This window comes from Acinetobacter puyangensis (genome assembly GCF_900096995.1).
Classification (GTDB): Bacteria; Pseudomonadota; Gammaproteobacteria; order Pseudomonadales; family Moraxellaceae; genus Acinetobacter; species Acinetobacter puyangensis.
Map to the genome: position 1 here is coordinate 1 of NZ_OANT01000013.1, position 15,255 is coordinate 15,255.

At 41.7% G+C, this 15,255-nt stretch carries 9 protein-coding genes and 1 pseudogene; 4 read left to right on the forward strand and 6 right to left on the reverse strand.

Annotation, left to right across the window (positions count from 1 at the left end; all coding sequences use genetic code 11):
• Both CRO21_RS15680 and putA read right to left on the reverse strand, forming a co-directional pair.
• Nucleotides 1-227, reverse strand: a 227-nt coding sequence (locus CRO21_RS15680; protein WP_322853240.1) for a Glu/Leu/Phe/Val dehydrogenase dimerization domain-containing protein, incomplete at its 3' end; no start/stop codon positions are given.
• Between the two features lie 143 nt (nt 228-370).
• Nucleotides 371-4,045, reverse strand: a pseudogene (putA, locus tag CRO21_RS15685) (trifunctional transcriptional regulator/proline dehydrogenase/L-glutamate gamma-semialdehyde dehydrogenase); the annotation flags it as partial.
• 211 nt (nt 4,046-4,256) lie between these two features.
• Between putA and CRO21_RS15690 the strand changes: the two are divergent.
• Nucleotides 4,257-4,742, forward strand: a complete 486-nt coding sequence (locus CRO21_RS15690; protein WP_097080258.1) for an Lrp/AsnC ligand binding domain-containing protein — start codon at nt 4,257-4,259, stop codon at nt 4,740-4,742.
• Between the two features lie 78 nt (nt 4,743-4,820).
• On the opposite strand, the gene putP is transcribed toward CRO21_RS15690, so the two are convergent.
• From putP to CRO21_RS15705, 3 genes are all read right to left on the reverse strand, one after another.
• Complete coding sequence (putP, locus tag CRO21_RS15695) at nt 4,821-6,314, reverse strand: sodium/proline symporter PutP (protein ID WP_097080259.1); 1,494 nt, start codon at nt 6,312-6,314, stop codon at nt 4,821-4,823.
• A 406-nt stretch (nt 6,315-6,720) separates the two neighbouring features.
• On the reverse strand, nt 6,721-7,668 hold the full coding sequence (gene rarD / locus CRO21_RS15700; protein ID WP_097080260.1) for an EamA family transporter RarD: 948 nt from the start codon (nt 7,666-7,668) through the stop codon (nt 6,721-6,723).
• A gap of 214 nt (nt 7,669-7,882) precedes the next feature.
• The gene (locus tag CRO21_RS15705) at nt 7,883-8,791 is read right to left on the reverse strand and encodes an alpha/beta hydrolase (RefSeq protein ID WP_228150469.1); all 909 of its coding nucleotides are present in this window, start codon (nt 8,789-8,791) and stop codon (nt 7,883-7,885) included.
• Nucleotides 8,792-9,269: 478 nt separating this feature from the next.
• On the opposite strand from CRO21_RS15705, the gene CRO21_RS15710 reads away from it, so the two are divergent.
• Nucleotides 9,270-10,700, forward strand: coding sequence for an amino acid permease (locus tag CRO21_RS15710; RefSeq protein ID WP_097080262.1), 1,431 nt, complete (start codon nt 9,270-9,272; stop codon nt 10,698-10,700).
• Between the two features lie 94 nt (nt 10,701-10,794).
• On the opposite strand, the gene pdxR is transcribed toward CRO21_RS15710, so the two are convergent.
• Nucleotides 10,795-12,300, reverse strand: a complete 1,506-nt coding sequence (gene pdxR / locus CRO21_RS15715) for a MocR-like pyridoxine biosynthesis transcription factor PdxR (protein ID WP_097080263.1) — start codon at nt 12,298-12,300, stop codon at nt 10,795-10,797.
• 346 nt (nt 12,301-12,646) lie between these two features.
• On the opposite strand from pdxR, the gene CRO21_RS15720 reads away from it, so the two are divergent.
• Together CRO21_RS15720 and CRO21_RS15725 are read left to right on the forward strand one after the other, a co-directional pair.
• Complete coding sequence (locus tag CRO21_RS15720) at nt 12,647-13,918, forward strand: Glu/Leu/Phe/Val family dehydrogenase (protein WP_228150478.1); 1,272 nt, start codon at nt 12,647-12,649, stop codon at nt 13,916-13,918.
• A gap of 133 nt (nt 13,919-14,051) precedes the next feature.
• Nucleotides 14,052-15,209 carry a hypothetical protein gene (locus tag CRO21_RS15725; protein ID WP_378235051.1) on the forward strand — a complete coding sequence of 386 codons (1,158 nt, stop codon included), beginning with the start codon at nt 14,052-14,054 and terminating at the stop codon, nt 15,207-15,209.
• Nucleotides 15,210-15,255: the final 46 nt, after the last annotated feature.

A 15,255-nucleotide genomic window follows, 5' to 3' on the forward strand; every position in this document is an offset into this window, starting at 1 on the left:
TTGCCGGGACCACGGGTTAAGCTGTGTTGTACACGATAACCCTCAAAATGACGGATACTGCCATCGTCCATCACGATAGGTACATCAACGATCAACACCCGTTTCGGACGTCTTAAAATATCGATATGCTCTTTTAAATCTTCCAGAAAGGGGGAAACTCTGTCAATTTGCTCCAAAAAAGTTAACCATGCTTTATCATGTTGTTGTATATACGATAAATTTGTCATTTGTCTCTCCCTATAATGATTTTATGAAGCGTAAATAACACGTTTCATTTACTTTGCTTAGATCATTTGATTCACTCAAAAAATGAAAATGTAGTGTAAGAAAAAGGCTGTAATACATGTATCGTAAAACAGCCTTGATAAATTTAATCAGTCATCATCATCAAACTGGCATTACCGCCTGCTGCTGCGGTATTGATACTGATGGCACGTTCAATGACCAATCTCTCAATCGGAATATTTAAATCGTGCTCTGCTAGATGTGTGATACTAATAATGGCACCTTTACGTTTTGCCACAGCCAGTTGCAATGATTTTAATGCATCCACAGAACCGTGATGCAGTACCGCATCATACTCACCCTGTTCAATACCCTCGATGATATGGATACTGCGTTGCAAGTCTGCCGGTAAACTGTTTTTGTGGAATTGTAAAAAAGCATTTCCTTTTAGCATGACGGGGGTTGCATTGACCTGATAAATGGCAGCCAGTTGGGCAACCTGTTCAAGCTCATTCTGTGCCAGACTCAGTACTTGTTTACGAGGTAGCATCACGTATTGGTTACTTTCTCCAGTTGGTCCCTGAAATTCAAACACATCACCAACTGCAATAGGCGCAATATGTTTGAAATCAAAATCTGGAAAAGATTGATTGACCCAGTTTTTGAACAGATTGAAATTGGTTTGGGTGGCTGCATCTGCGGAAATCAGTTTGCTTTTTATCGCAAATGGTGGGTTAAGCTGTTTGTTCTGATATTGCGCCATTAAACGGTACAAATATAATGGACCACCCGCTTTTGGACCTGTACCAGATAAACCTTCACCACCAAAAGGCTGTACACCCACTACAGCACCCACGATATTCCGGTTAATATATAAATTACCGACTTCTGCATGTTGAATGACCGTATCAATGGTTTCATCAATACGGGTATGCAAGCCCATGGTTAAACCGTAACCTTTGGCATTAATCGCATTGAGTAGCGGTTTGAGTTCACCGTATTTGTAACGAATCACGTGTAACACTGGGCCAAATACTTCACGTTCCAGATCATTTAAATTTGGCAGTTCAATCAAGGTAGGTGCCACAAAAGTACCTTGTGCCAATGCTGCTTGTTGTGTATCAGCAGCAAACATCAACTGATGGACGGGATAGCCTTTGCCTCGCATTTTTTCAATATGCTGTTGAATAGTATGTTGTGCTTCCTGATCAATCACCGGACCAATATCATTTTTCAGGACAAATGGATTACCGACCCGAAGTTGCTGCATTGCACCTTTTAACATGGTGATCACTGTGTCCGCATTGTCTTCTTGTACACAGAGAATACGCAAAGCAGAACAACGCTGACCGGCACTGTCAAAGGCAGAATTCACCACATCAAATACCACTTGCTCGGTCAATGCAGATGAATCGACAATCATGGCATTTTGACCGCCAGTTTCAGCAATCAGTGTAATCGGTTGCCCATGTACAGAAACTCTTTGTGCCACAGTATGTTGCAGGATTTTTGCCACTTCAGTGGAGCCAGTAAACATAATCCCCTGAATCCGTTCATCCTGACTCAATAATGCACCCACAGTTTCGCCACGACCCGGTAAAAATTGAATCACAGCATTTGGGATACCTGCTTCATGCATAAGCCGAATGGCTTGTGCTGCAATCAATGGCGTTTGTTCTGCCGGTTTTGCAATTACACAATTGCCTGCTACCAACGCCGCTGCGATCTGACCAGTGAAAATTGCCAGTGGGAAATTCCATGGGCTAATACACAGCACAGTACCCAAAGGTTGAATCTGACCATTGGCAGCTAAATTTTCCACTTGTGAGGCATAATAGCGTAGAAAATCGACCGCTTCACGAACTTCAGCGATGCCATTGGCATAGGTTTTACCACTTTCACGACATAATAAAATCAGCAGTTCCAGCATTCTGGATTCAAGTAAATCGGCGCTACGTTTGAGATAAAAAGCACGTTGCTGTAGCGAGGTATTGGCCCATTCCTGTTGTGCTGCAACGGCATTTTTTAAGGCCAGATCGACATGTTTGGCATCTGCTTCATGAACATATCCGACCAAATCTTGATGATTGGCTGGGTTATGAATCGGCAATTGTTGTCCTGCCTGAATATCCTCAAGTTGAGCAATGATCGGCTGACTGTACCAGATTTTACCAGAGGTATGTTTTGCAACCTGATTGAGTTCAGATAGACAAGCATCATTGCTTAAGTCAAAACCTTTGGAATTATCACGTTGTTGACCATACAAATGCACAGGATAAGGTATGCCGGGATGTTTTAATCCCACCTGCCCTTCTTTTTGAGCAATGGTCTTAATTTCCTGAATCGGTGACTGAATCAGGTCATCAATTTTAATGTTCTGATCGGCAATGCGATTGACAAAAGAGGTATTGGCCCCATTCTCTAATAAACGTCTTACCAAATAGGCCAATAAGGTTTCATGATTACCCACCGGAGCGTAAATACGACACGGTACACCCAGTTTATGATCCTGACGGGAGCCGACCACATTTTCATAAAGTGGTTCACCCATACCATGCAAACACTGAAATTCATATTGACCTGCATAATATTTTTCTGGATTTGCCAACTGATAAACGGTGGCAAGGGTTTGTGCATTATGGGTTGCAAATTGCGGATAAATTTCTTCAGGTGCTGCCAGCAATTTTTTTGCACAGGCAATATAGGATAAATCAGTATGCACTTTACGGGTAAATACTGGATATTCCTGCATACCATCGACCTGCGCCTTTTTAATTTCGCTGTCCCAATAGGCACCTTTGACCAGACGAATCATCAAACGTTTTTTACTGCGTTTTGCCAAATCTATGACATAGTCCACCACAAAGAAACAACGTTTTTGGTAGGCTTGAATTACAAAGCCAATGCCGAGCCAATCATCAAGTTCTGGTTCAAAGCATAAACGTTCCAGCAATTCCAGCGATAATTCCAGCCGATCGGTTTCTTCGGCATCAATGTTTAAGCCAATATTATAGTCTTTGGCCAAACATGCTAGGGTAAAGACTTTTTGATACAGTTCTTGATGCACCCGATCGGTTTGGGAACGTTGATAGCGTGGGTGTAAAGCAGATAATTTAATGGAAATACCGGCACCATCATAGACATTTTTATCTTTGGTGGCCTGACCAATCGCATGAATCGCTTGGGTATAATCTTGCATATAGCGGTCGGCATCATGTTCGGTAAACGCCGCTTCGCCAAGCATATCATAAGAATAACGAAAGCCTTTGGCTTCCAGTGTTTTGGCATGTTCTAACGCTTCTTGAATGGTTTCGCCTGTAACAAACTGCTCGCCCATCATGCGCATGGCGACATCAACTGCTTTACGAATGATACCTCGTCCACTACGCGCCAGAATCCCGGTTAAAATACTGGATAAGCTAGTTCGTGTCGGTGTTTCCATCAGTTTACCGGTCAGCATCAATCCCCATGCCGCAGCATTGACAAACATCAGGGTGCTTTGTCCGACATGCTCTTTCCAGTTACCCTGATTAATTTTATCGCGAATTAACAAATCACGTGTGGCTTTATCTGGAATACGCAATAAGGCTTCTGCCAGACACATCAGGGCAATCCCTTCTTGTGAGGAGAGCGAAAATTCTTGCAATAATCCCTGTACAATCCCTGCCTTACCCGCTTCACTTTTGCGTTCTCTTAAGCCATTGGCCAGATTAAAGGCAATATCATAAATTTTTTGATCCAACTCATCCGGCAATTGGGCAAAATGCAGTAACTCTTCCACTGCTTCTGGTTCAGCACGTCGCCATGCCGTATTAATTTGTTTTTGCTGATCATTTTGCTGGGCAAAAGACGTAATATCCTCCTGAAAAATCAGGGGCTGGGAGCTTGATCGGGATGTTTCATTCATGATCAGATATCTCTAAAAATAGGCGTTGGCACAAGATAGGATTTGACTTTCGATAATCAATCATTGCAGAATAAATATAAAATATCTCACTATTATTTTGCTATTTTTTAGAGGAAAATTCTGTATGAGTGACCATTTAGCAACGATTGATCGGATTGACCTAAAAATACTGAATATCCTGCAACATAACGGTCGAATCTCCAATGCCAAGCTGGCAGAGGCGGTAAATTTATCGCCAACAGCCGTGATGGCACGGGTACAAAAACTCAGTCGGGAAAACTATATTCTGGGTTACTACGCCCATCTTAATCCGGAGATGGTAGATGCCCGTTTTCTGGTGTTTGTAGAGGTTTTGCTGGATAAAACCACACCGCATAGTCTGGAAGATTTTATCGAGGCAGTACAGGATTGCCCTGAGATTATCGAGTGTCATATGACCAGCGGAGGATTTGATTTTGTGCTAAAAATTCGCAGTAAGGATATGGACGATTACCGTAAGATTGCCGGGCAAGTGTTGTGGCATTTGCCAGGGATTAAGGAAACGCGCAGTTATCCTGTGATGCAGGTGGTTAAAGAACAAAGCCAGTTAAAATTAAATTTTAAAAAATAAAAAAGAGGCCGAAGCCTCTTGGGTTTCTGTTAATCAGCCATGTAGGCAATATCAACAGACCTTGATCAATAAAAGCATTTATTTGGTTTGTTGATATATGCGTTCAGCTTCTTCAAAGCGTTGCAGCACTTGTGCGTTGGGTGCTTTACCGAGCAAACTCACCACGATCATGACCGCTGTTGCCAGAATAAAGCCAGGGATAATTTCATATATGCCTGTAGAGGCAAGGAAATTTTTCCATAAAATGACAGTTACGGCACCCACAATCATACCAAGAACTGCGCCATTTAAGGTGATGCGTTTCCAGAATAACGACAACAGGATTAACGGTCCAAACGCTGCACCGAAACCTGCCCAAGCATAAGAGACCAGACCCAATACTTTACTTTCTGGATTGCTGGCCAACCAAATCGCAAAGATTGAAATGGCCACAACCATGAGACGTCCAACCCAGACCAATTCCAGTTGTGAAGCAGATTTACGTAAGAAAGCTTTATATAGATCTTCGGTTAAGGTACTTGAACAGACCAAAAGTTGACAACTCAGGGTACTCATGATGGCAGCTAAAATCCCTGCCATGACAATTCCTGCAATCCATGGATTAAATAGAATATTGGTCAGTTCGGTAAAGACCAGCTCGGAATTTTGATTGACGCCACCAGCAAGTTCTGGATATTGCTGAAAATAGGCTATACCAAAGAAACCTGCCGATACTGCACCAATTAAGCAAAGAATCATCCATGCCATACCAATACGACGTGCCGCAGGAATAGATTTAACCGAATCAGCAGCCATAAAACGAATCAGAATATGTGGTTGACCAAAATAGCCTAACCCCCATGCCATCGAGGATAAAATTGCAATGATGCTTAAATTGGAAAACATATCAAACGCATGTGGACGTGCAGTTTCAACCAATTGGGTAAATTGTGCTTGGCTATCGCCCAGTGCAAGATAGGTAAATATTGGCGTCAGTAATAAGGCAAAAAGCATCATTGCTGCTTGGAATGTATCGGTCCAGCTAATGGCAAGAAAGCCGCCAATACAGACATAACTGATGGTGGCAATCGCACTGATCCATAACGCTGTGCTGTAATCCATGGCAAAAATCGTTTCAAATAAACGTGCGCCTGCGACCATGCCTGAGGCACAATAAATTGAAAAGAAAATTAAAATAATCAATGCCGATGTCACGCGTAAAATACGTTTACGGTCATCAAAGCGGTTGGTAAAGAAATCAGGCAATGTCAGTGCGTTATGCTGAACTTCAGTGTGGACACGTAAACGACCGGCAACATAATACCAGTTCAACCATGCACCAATAATTAAGCCGATGGCAATCCAAGCTTCTGATAGTCCGGATAAATAGATTGCACCCGGCAGACCCATCAGTAACCAGCCACTCATATCCGAAGCACCCGCAGATAAGGCGGTGACAACGCTACCTAAACTTCTTCCTCCAAGAATATAATCCGAAAAATTTTTAGTTGCTCTGTATGCGTATATCCCTATACAGACCATGAGCACGATATACAAGATAAACGTGATTGAGGTTGGGTTAAGATTATTCATCGTATTGGCAATTCCTTATAATACTTAAGCAATATTCAGACCATATTCATCACATGCTTATATGGGGGGCGAGAAAGTCTGCGATTTAAACATATAAAATTATCGATATTATGTAACCAGATTGTAATTAAATTATATTGTTTTGTAAAAACATCTGGATTTTTTAAAAAATAATTCAAATTTTTATTTAATTTTGCTTATTTTTTAAACGTTAAAATGTGGGATTGCCAGCATGAGTAAAATAAACACTCATGTTTTTTTTTGTAAACCACATTTTTGGTTGAGGGCTTATCGTTTTTTCTGCACATACAATAAACATTTTTGCATTGCTATGATGCATCTTCCTCGTATTTTTGATGTTTTTTTATCCTCCGTAAGTCATATACATCACTGCATCAAAGCGAATCTACGCATCTTTTTGAGTGGATTGTTGTTTTAAATTTTCTAATGTCGCAGCTTTACGTTGCAGTGACAGCTGTTTTTGTTTCTGATGATATAAATAGACGGCACCTTCAATCACCAAGAGTGCTACTGCGCACCAGATTGGCACATAACTGAGCCATTCATCGGGTTGAATGCTTTCTCCAAGTAGTAAAGATGCTAATGCTAAAAGTACAGGTTCTAAATAGCTTAACAAACCAAACAATACCAAGGGTAAAAGACGGCTGGCCAATAAATAGCTACCCAAACCAATTGCACTTAATACACCCAAACCAGCCACCACCAGCCATAAACTCGGTTGCAAAGCCATAATTGTCAGCATTTCACTGTTGATAATAAAATACAAGGCGACAGGACTCATCAACAACAATTCCCACCAGAAGCCACCCAAATGATCAGTTTGTAATTTTCTTCTCAGCACAAAATAAATTGAATAGCCAATCGCAACACTTAATGTTTCCCATGCAATCGACCCAACTCGCCAAATTTCATGGCTAATACCGATCAAGGCTAAAAAAATGGCCGCAATTTGAAATTTTGATAATTTTTCACCATATATTAACCAGCCACATAGCACCAGAATCAACGGCAATAAAAAATAGCCTAATGAAACCTGTAATCCCCGACCATGGATAGGCCCCCATAAAAATAGCCAGAGCTGAAAGCCACATAAGGCCGCACACAGTATTAACATCAGTAAAAAACTGGGTTTTTGCACTATTCGCTGATAAATTTGTTTAATCTGGGCCAGGTCACCAAGCAGGTACATCAATAGCGTGACAAAAGGCAGCGTTGCCACAATGCGCCAACCAAAGGTTTGTTCACTGTCAAATACTGCAAGAAACTGGGTATAAAAATACAGTAAGCCAAAAGTCGCTGAGGCGATGACAGAAAATAGGATTCCTTTTAGCATACCGATACGCCCATCTTTACAGCATCAAGAACACAACTTTCTGATGTAAATCTATTGCAAGAATAAGAAATAAAAATGATGAAATACTGTTTAAAAAAATGACAGTGACCATGACTGATATCTGTTTATTTCATTGCAGTTTAACATGACGTAACGGATTTTAAAGATAGATTTTTCTTCCGATACAATTTTAAAGGTACTGGAAGAATCGGTATTATTTTGAGTAGGTTTTTAAAAACGCGATGGACTGATCCAGTACTGTTTTACTGGCATTAAAGCGCATATCAAAATTAAAATCATGATTGATTTGTTCACTATAATTCTTTTCATAGATTTGACTGACCACGGGCACATGTAATGCTTTTAATTTCGCAATAAAGGGTAAAGATTGGCTGGTGGTCAGAAGATCAACTTCTGTTGCACTCAGATAAACAGGGGGATAGTTTTGATTGAGCCACGGATAAGCAGACATTTCATCTAAACGTGCATCGCTGGGCCGTTTTTCTCCACTGTATTGGGCCAATACGCTTTGTGCACCCCAACCTACAATTTTGCCAGCCTTAGTACTACGATGATACAGGGTTTTAATATCATAAACGCCACTATGCAGAATTAATCCCCTGACCTGTTTCGCTTGTAGCGCAGGGTTAAACCGGATTTTTTGTCGTAATGGTTCTGAATTTAAGGCGGCCACATAGCTACTGACAATATTGGCTCCTGCCGAATCACCACTAAAAAATATTTTATCAGGATCAATTGGGTATTGTTTTTGCTGTTGTAAAACAAACTGCACAGCTTGATTCAGCTCAAGAATTTGTTGAGGAAAGGCTGCCTGTGGTACCAGTGTGTATTCTATATTGACCACCATAAAACCATGATCGGCAATTAATTTGGCATAAGGCAAGGTGCCTTCTTTATTGCCAGCTACCCATGCACCGCCATGGACGATAAAGACCACTGGTAATTTGGAGGTAGACAATTTTTCTGGATAGATGATATCCAGATGTTGCCGTGACGTACTGCCATAGGCAAGATTTTCCTCTACCTTGAGTTTTTGCTGAATATGGTTTTGTGCATATTGCTTGAGATAAGCAACAGTTTCCTGCGTTTGCTGATTATCCATCATTTTTGCCACCAACGTGGTCGGTAACGTTTGGCACCCCAATGTTAAAACACAGAAAGTAAATAGCAGCGACAAGGCGATTTTATTTGAGGTGGTTTTCAATATTTGGCTCGCATGTTTTAGGATTTTAAATGTTGTTTGTTCATCATACAACATAGGCTGGAGAACTTGCGATACAGTATTTGAGTTAACACATCCTTGACCATCAATTGTGTCATTTTAGATGATATGACAAGAATAATTTGGTGTCGTTCCTGTAATTGGCTCTTTCTTTAACTCAAAAAATGGCTCTCGTTTCTTTGCTGCCAAAACGACACATTAGGTCCATTCAGAAGTATGCATACAGAAATATCCGATTTGCCACATTGATTCTGGTTTGATGAAACAATGGGCAGGTCAGTTCAAGTTTAAGAGGAATGTAGAGCTGCCGGTCATATGATCCAGGCAACTCTCTCCTTGATTGATGAAGGGAAATGATATGGCAGCTCATCAAAATGCGTCCGAGTCCTCTCAGGGTTTAAAACATGGACTGCAATCACGCCATTTGACCATGATCTCCATTGCTGGGGTGATTGGTGGGGCTTTGTTTGTTGGCTCAGGTAGTGTGATTTATGCAACTGGTCCTGCTGCTATTTTGGCTTATGCATTAGGTGGACTTTTGGTCTTGCTGATTATGCGTATGCTCGGGGAGATGGCGGTACTCAATCCGGATAGTGGTTCGTTCTCCACTTATGCAGATCGTGCGATTGGACGCTGGGCAGGTTTTTCAATTGGATGGTTATATTGGTGTTTTTGGACACTGTTGATGGGTTGGGAAGCCTATGTGGCCGGCAAGATTCTACATGATTGGTTTCCCTTTATTCCAGTTTGGGGCTATATGCTACTGGTGATTATCGGGCTGGTCTGGGTAAATCTACAAGATGTGAAAAATTATGGTGAATTTGAATTTTGGTTTGCCCTAATTAAAGTGATTGCGATTGTCCTGTTTTTGGTGGTAGGTAGTTTAGCAATTATGCATTTATGGCCTTGGGGTGATCAGGCGGTGGTGGGTGGCGTTGCTAATCTGACTGCACAAGGTTTTATGCCCAATGGCTTTTCGTCGGTGGTAACGGCTTTGCTTGGGGTGATGTTTGCCTATATGGGAGCTGAAATTGTGACGGTTGCTGCGGCTGAATCCAAAAATCCGGCCAAGGAAATTCGTAAGGCATCAAACTCGATTGTCTGGCGTATTATCTTGTTTTATGTGGGTTCGATGTTTATTACCGTATGTTTGATTCCGCATAATAATCCTTTACTAAAAGATCCAACTTGGGGAACTTATAGTGTTACTTTAACCATGTTGGGTATCCCAGAAGCACGTCATATTGTTAATTTTGTGGTGTTAACTTCGGTGTGTAGCTGCTTTAACTCGGCGTTATATACCTGCTCACGTATGATGTATTCATTATCCAATCGTGGTGATGCACCAAAAAGTTTTGCATTGATCAATCGTAAAAGTAGCCCTTGGGTTGGGGTGCTGGTATCTGCTCTCTTCTCTTTAGTTGCAGTTTATCTGACAGCCACCGAAAGTATGAATGTTTATGATGTGTTGATGTTGGCAACTGGGACAGTGGCTTTATATGTCTATCTTGCAATTGCATTTTCTCAGTTGCGTATGCGTAAGAAACTAGAAGCCGAAGGCACAAAAATTGACTTTAAAATGTGGTTGTTTCCATGGTTAACCTATGCCGTGATTATCATGATTATTGGTTCGATCATTACCATGTTGATTGAAGGGACCTATTTTAAAGAAGTTACTTATACCTCAATTCTGGCACTCTTCATTGTATTTCTAGGGGTTTGTGCACAAAAATTTGACTGGGGTAAAAAAACAACAGCTAGTCAAATCCTACCGGAAAAGCAAAGTTAAGTTACGACAATTTAAAGTCACGATTTAACTTGCTAATACAAGAACCTCCTTATGGGGGTTCTTGTTTTTTTGGGGTTAAAAAATATTTGGGTAATTAGGAGGATAAGGTACTGATTCCTGCCTCTCTTAAACATTGTAATAATACGCCAAATGCCATCATCATGTCTTTTTCATTGACACAGGCAAAGCCCAACAACAGTCCACGCTGTGCACGTGCATGTGAACGCATATAGTATTGTGAAAGTGCTCTGACCGTGACACCACGTTGTAAGGCACTGGAAGCGATAGCGACATCATCACAACCGGTTGGTAATTTTAAAATCATATGCAAACCAGCTGCACTGTTATATTCATGAATAAAATCTGGCCCCAGATAACGCTGAGTGAGTTGTATTAGGAAGTGGTAGCGTTTGCCATACAGTAAGCGCATACGGCGAATATGTGCGCCATAATGTCCTTCGCGAATAAATTCAGCCAGTGCTTTTTGAACCAGTAAATGTCCACCCCGATACAGTTCTGCTGCAACAATACGCAGAGGGGAAAATAATTGTTTTGGTACGACCAGATAGCCGATCCGTAAGGCCGGATAAATGGTTTTACTAAAGGTGCCCATGTAGATCACCGGTGCATCAGGTTCCAGACCCTGTAGAGAAGGATAGGGTTGTCCGGAAAATCTGAATTCACTGTCATAATCATCTTCGATGATCCAGCTGCCATATTGCCGTGCAATTTGCAGCAATTGTTTGCGACGTGCGGGGCTTAAATGCGAGCCCAAAGGATATTGATGGGATGGGGTGACAAAGATTAATTTGGGTGGATGTCTAGGCCTTAGCTCTGGAATAATACCTTCTTCATCAATTGGCAAAGCACGAATATTTACCCCATTCATACGCAGAATATTACGCATACCCCAATAAGCGGGATCTTCAATCCAAACCTGATCGCCAATATCACTTAAGGCACGGGACACCAGATCAATGGCCTGATGGGTACCTTCGGTAATAATAATCTGATCTGCATCACATTGCACCGAACGGGCGATCCTTAAATATTCTGCTAATGCATGCCGTAACTCGACACAGCCTCCTGCATTGCTATAAATCAGACGATTAACATCAGGCTCACGACTTAGTTTTGCCTGAATACGACTAAAAATATGATGCGGAAATTCGGTGACATCAGGTGCACCTGGGACAAAAGCACCCCACTGGTTTGGTGATGCTGCGGCATAGCCAACAATGCTTGAACCACGTTGCGACAGCACATAATTTTTGGACAGGCTTTGCGCCTCTTGATATTTCGCACGGCCTGGCAATGTGTTTAAAAAAGATTCGGGCAGTTTGTCGACCACCCATGTGCCGTGCCCAGTACGTGCTTCGACATAGCCTTCAGCTTGTAATTGTTCATAGGTGCTTAAAACCGTATTGCGGGAAACGCTAATTTCTTTGGCCAGATCCCTTGAGGCCGGTAATCTGGTTTTAGGTGCCAGTACACCTTCTACAATGGCATAACGTAAACATCGAAAAAGGCGTTGATGTAGTGTCCCCTCGATATCTTGTTGTAAACGCTGCAACAAATAATCTCCAAGTAAACTACGCAATTGGCTCTCTCCTACAAGATAAAAGTGGCTCTCGTGAGATATGGGCCGAGAGGTGCAAAATTAAGGCGATATAGCGTGATTATAAAGTATTTTGATTTGAGGATAGCAAGTGTGGTTTGGGCGTTATCGCAGTTAAATGCAGAACATTGGGCAAGAATATTCTGCACTTAATTTTTGCAAACGACAAGCAAGTTTCCATTATTCCTGTGCGAGCCTTGACCAGCGCATCTATAACGGCATGTGTTGAAACTCATCATCATACATATATTGGCATCACGGCTAGCGCTTATGAACGTATTTTTTCCATATCAAAACATCAATGTAGACCAATGCCATGAATATGATGATTAAAAGCCTGACCTATGCAGATCAGCACACCACTGCCTGGAGTAACTATCTTAACCAGTTGGATAAAGTTGCGCCTTTTCTTGGTGAATTAAAAGACCGACTGGATATTCTGCGTCGTCCAAAACGCAGTTTAATTGTAGATATTCCAGTGGAAATGGATGATGGTAGCATTCAGCACTTTGAAGGGTATCGAGTCCAGCATAATTTGACCCGGGGACCGGGAAAAGGGGGCGTACGTTTTCACCCAGACGTGAATTTAAATGAAGTGATGGCACTCTCTGCTTGGATGACCATCAAATGTGCTGCATTAAATTTACCTTTTGGCGGTGCCAAAGGTGGTGTACGTGTTGATCCCACCCAGTTATCAAAACGCGAACTGGAACGTCTGACACGTCGGTATACTTCTGAAATCAATCTGATTATTGGACCACAAAAAGATATTCCTGCACCAGATGTTGGCACCAACCAACAGATTATGGCGTGGATGATGGATACCTATTCCATGAATGCAGGCTCAACAGTGACAGGTGTGGTGACAGGTAAACCGATTCATCTGGGGGGGTCACTGGGACGGGTTAAAGCCACAGGTCGCGGAGTCTTTGTCACTGGACGTGAAGTTGCTGGGCAGATCGGATTGAATATTCCGGAGGCACGGGTATGTGTACAGGGTTTTGGTAATGTGGGCAGTGAAGCAGCATTATTATTCAATCAACATGGTGCCAAAGTAATTTGTATTCAGGATCATTCTGCCACGCTTTTTCAGGCCGATGGCATTGATATTGCCCAACTGATGGAGTATCAGAAACGCCATCACAAAATTCAGGGGTATGCACCGGAAAATGAAATTGATTTCGATCAATTCTGGAAAATTCCTGCCGATATTTTTATTCCTGCTGCACTTGAAGGGGTAATTGATGAGCATATTGCACAAACCATTCAAACCCGACTGATTCTGGAAGGTGCCAATGGCCCTACCTTAAGTGGTGCAGATGAAATTTTAAGTCAGCGTCAGATTACTGTCGTGCCTGATGTGATCTGTAATGCCGGTGGTGTGACAGTCAGCTATTTTGAATGGGTACAGGATATTGCCAGTTATTTCTGGACGGAAGAGGAAATCAATCAACGTATGGACAACATCATGAAAAAGGCGGTCTACGACGTCTGGTACAAAGCGATTCATGTCAATTGTTCATTACGTACTGCGGCCTATATTCTGGCCTGTGAACGTATTTTGATTGCCCGTAAAGAACGTGGGACCTATCCCGGTTAGTTGTGGTCAGCTTAATTTTGATCTGAGTGGTCTTGGTCCGGTTGGTTTTATGGAAATCTGATTGGACAGCAGCGTTTCAATGTGGATTTATTATTTTTGGGGTTTGAATATGTCGAAATATGTGTATCGGAACATGGTGGTAGGTCTGGCAATCGGACTATGTACGGGATTTTCCCCTGCTGTATTTGCCAGTGATTTAAGTTTTGGCAATGCCGCATCTAATCTTGGACAGATTGAATTATCTGGCTGGTTGCGTGCCAAATATCAGGATAAGGATTATTCCGACAGCGATCGACAACTGAAATTTGATGCAGCTAAAATTACCATCAAATATGATGCAAAACATCTGTTTGGTGAACTTGAATATCGCTGTTATCAATCCGATACCTTGTGTGATTTATCCACATTGGTCAATGCAAATCTGGGATATAAGATCAATGAAAATGATCGTTTGACGGTCGGTTTGCAAAATATGCCGTTTGGTGTAGGCCGTGGCTGGGGCAGCAGTTGGTATGGTAGTTCGCTAGACAATGCTGGTCTGGAAGATGTACATAATCTGGGGATCAATTATCAGCATCAATTATTTGATAATACCCATATAGATGTGGCCTATTTTGTTCGTGATGGTGGTCACTATGCAGGCAGTGGCGGTGATAGCGCACGTTATTCTGCCAATTTTGTCCGCACGGATGAGACCGATGCACCCACTTTAAAAGAAAAAAATATGTGGCTTGCCCGTATTAAACAGGATATTGCAGTTACTGCTGTTCCCGATTTAAAACTGGGTGTTGGCGGGTCGTATTGGTATTCCGATCTGGACAATAAAGATAATGGTGAAACTGGACATCGTAAGGCTTGGACGGTTTTTGGACAGTTAGGTTATCAGAATGCAAATGCAACCTTTAGCATTGGACAGAATAATGTTGATAACAAATCTTTAATTACACCTGATTATTCAACCGTGGGTTCTTTTGATTCGGTATATAATGTGGCCAATAAAGCTAATTTTTATGTGGCTGATCTAAATTACCAATTTAAAAATATTATTGATGGTTATCATCTGACGCCTTATGTAACTTATGCTATTTATGATAAGGATAAAAGTGGTTTTGCCACCTCACGTCGTCAGATCTGGGGCGCACAACTGGATGTAAAACAACTGTCATTTGCAGCGGAATATATTGTTGGTAAAAATGATGTATTTATTGGTGGCAATGAAAACTCATTGGTGAATGGCGATAGCAATGGCCATAGTCGTTTACTCAATCTTCTGTTGATATATAACTTCTAAAACTATCTTGTATCTTTTAACGGGCATGTCTTCGGATATGCCTTTT

Excerpts from the sequence above, each read along its gene's own strand:
- CRO21_RS15710 (WP_097080262.1), top strand. The coding sequence starts at position 9,270 with ATGGCAGCTCATCAAAATGCGTCCGAGTCCTCTCAGGGTTTAAAACAT.
- putP (WP_097080259.1), bottom strand. The coding sequence starts at position 6,314 with ATGAATAATCTTAACCCAACCTCAATCACGTTTATCTTGTATATCGTG.
- rarD (WP_097080260.1), bottom strand. The coding sequence starts at position 7,668 with ATGCTAAAAGGAATCCTATTTTCTGTCATCGCCTCAGCGACTTTTGGC.
- CRO21_RS15690 (WP_097080258.1), top strand. The coding sequence starts at position 4,257 with ATGAGTGACCATTTAGCAACGATTGATCGGATTGACCTAAAAATACTG.
- CRO21_RS15725 (WP_378235051.1), top strand. The coding sequence starts at position 14,052 with ATGGTGGTAGGTCTGGCAATCGGACTATGTACGGGATTTTCCCCTGCT.
- CRO21_RS15705 (WP_228150469.1), bottom strand. The coding sequence starts at position 8,791 with ATGGATAATCAGCAAACGCAGGAAACTGTTGCTTATCTCAAGCAATAT.